General features: G+C 42.1%; 1 tRNA gene. It reads right to left on the reverse strand.

Going from position 1 to position 202, the window contains the following annotated elements:
• Positions 1-69: 69 nt before the first annotated feature.
• Positions 70-145, reverse strand: a tRNA-Glu gene (locus MD535_RS26105).
• Positions 146-202: the final 57 nt, after the last annotated feature.

Here is a 202-nt window from a genome sequence, read left to right on the forward strand (position 1 = left end):
GTGTTACTTAAACAGTAACCATTTTTAAAGACTCTCGTTTCTAGCAAACGAAATAAGAACACTTATAAATGGTATCCCGTAGGGGAGTCGAACCCCTGTTACCGCCGTGAAAGGGCGGTGTCCTAGGCCTCTAGACGAACGGGACATAGGTGTGTCTTTAATCTTTTTAAACCTAATCAATCTGTGTGAACACTCATCAAGA

Source organism: Vibrio qingdaonensis (assembly GCF_026191675.1).
In the GTDB taxonomy this organism is placed as follows: Bacteria; Pseudomonadota; Gammaproteobacteria; order Enterobacterales; family Vibrionaceae; genus Vibrio; species Vibrio qingdaonensis.